Genomic DNA, 1,964 nt, shown 5'->3' with positions numbered 1-1,964 from the left:
GACGAGCTGGCGTAAGCCCAGATCCGTAGGGTGGATGACACTCTTTTCATCCACCAGATGGCTGTAACGGTGGATGGATAAAGCGCCATCCACCCTACACATGATTGGCGCGTAAGCGCCGAACGAAATGCCCGCGGCTCACCAGGCGGGGCGTTTTGCTTGAGACCCGCCTTCGCGGGTCTTTTTTTGCCTGGCGTATGGGCTTGGCTGTTCAGGCCGTCAGGTCCAGGCTGACCCCAAGCTTTTGCTGATCTAGTTGCTCCACCGTCTTGATCTGCTGGATGGGCGAGCCCTGTTGCAGGCCGCTGAACAGCATCTTCTTGCTGCCATTGAGCTTGGCCTTGCCCGACCAGGTGCCGATATTCTCGATACCGGCAATATTGATGGTGGCCAGCACTTCATTGGTTTTCTTGTTGACCTGGGTCAGGGTGGTCTGGTCTTCGCTCAGGGTCCAGACAGTGCCGCTTTTCTTCACCACATAGAGGGTGTCGTTGTCGCCGCTGGTGTCGATGATGGTGGCATTGCCGGAAGCGACAAAGTAGCGGTCATTGCCGGCGCCACCCTTGAGCAGGGCTTCGCCCCCGATTTCAGCACCAGACACTATAGTGTCGCTGCCGGCACCGCCTATGACCTCGCGGATCTGGCTGCCCTTTGCGATACCCAGGTTGTTCATCCCCGAATAGGTTGGCACGCCCAACAACTTGCTCAATTTGACCCCACCCGAAGTGGCAGCCTTGTACTGCTCCTTGGTCATGCCGGTGGCTTCATAGGGGTCGCGGATACCGATGGAGCTGCGGTAGCCGCCGCGCAGGTCGATGATATTGTTCTGGGTCATGGCACTAAGGTCGATCTTGCTGTCGGCGTTGTTATTGAAGATCGAGCGGGAGAAGACCATGTTGTCGTTGAAGCTGAAGGTGGTGATCGCCGAGTTGGGCGCGCCATAGAGGTACTGCAGGGCAGCGATATCGTAGTTCTGGAAACTGTCCGGGTTGACCTGATAGCTGAACAGACCACCGCCACCATTACTCTGCACCACGTGCATGAATTTCTTGTCGTCCTTGTAGGACATGATCGAGTTGGTCTTGCTGTCCTTGCTGCCCAGGTAGGGCCCAGGGGTCTTGCCGTCGCCACCGGCGTTGTAGTTGCCGGGGTGCTTGAGGCCCAGGGCATGGCCCAGCTCATGGATAATGGTGGTCCAGGTATAACCGCCGGGATTCCAGGTGGACATATTGCTGAAGTTGGCCTGGTCATTGGCCAGGTAGAACGAGCCGCCCACGGTGGGCACATTGGGGTAGTAGGCGTAGCCGCCGCTAATCCCCTGCTGGTTGTTCGAGCCGATCTTCAGGGTGCCATTGCCGCTGCCGTCTTCGCTGAAGGTGATACCCACCACCGTGGCAATCTGGGCGAAGATGGCGCGTATCACATCCTTCTGATCGTCGTTGAGCACCTGAAAGCCAAAGGCATCCTGGGGGCTGACGGCACTGTTCATAAAGCTGAAGCTGAGGTTCTTGCTGGCATCCTGAGACGGGTTGGAACCATCGGCGAAAGCGGTGCCCAGGTGCCACCAGTAGTTGCCACCGGCCAGCAAGGCGTCGATGGTCTTGTCCTTGGTCAGTTTGATATTGTTGGTATAGAGCGGGTCGAAGCCCTGGAGGGCGCTGTACTGCGGCTGACTACCCAGTTGCATGGCCGTTGGCGACAGCTGCACCGTACTGCTGGAAGGCGCCGGGCTGCTGGCCTGGGGCTGGCTACCGCCACTGCCGGTCTGGTTGCCCGCCAGACTGTAGCTGTTCACCTGCCGGATCAGGTTATCCAGAATTCTCATTGCCGCCCTCCACCGTTGGCCCAAGCTGATATCGGCCTGCCATCAGCCAAGCTTAATCCTCCTGTGATGACTGTCGAGGTCAGCGGTCAGGTAGCTTCGGCCAGGCCCGGCATCCGCCTTGCCCCAGGTCAAGGTCGGG

General features: G+C 58.8%; 1 protein-coding gene. It reads right to left on the bottom strand.

Annotated features, from left to right (window positions below; genetic code table 11):
* Positions 1-211 precede the first annotated feature (211 nt).
* Positions 212-1,825: a reprolysin-like metallopeptidase gene (locus ACN4EE_RS23010; protein ID WP_431708842.1), complete on the bottom strand. Its 1,614-nt coding sequence runs from the start codon at positions 1,823-1,825 to the stop codon at positions 212-214.
* Between the last annotated feature and the right edge of the window lie 139 nt (positions 1,826-1,964).

Origin of the sequence: Geminocystis sp. CENA526 (assembly GCF_050753365.1) — a bacterium.
Taxonomy (GTDB): Bacteria; Cyanobacteriota; Cyanobacteriia; order Cyanobacteriales; family Cyanobacteriaceae; genus Geminocystis.
Note: the sequence above shows the minus strand (reverse complement) of the source record. Positions and strands in the feature narration are given on the sequence as shown.

What these genes read in the sequence shown, in the direction of transcription:
- ACN4EE_RS23010 (WP_431708842.1), bottom strand. Translation starts at nt 1,825, where the DNA reads ATGAGAATTCTGGATAACCTGATCCGGCAGGTGAACAGCTACAGTCTG.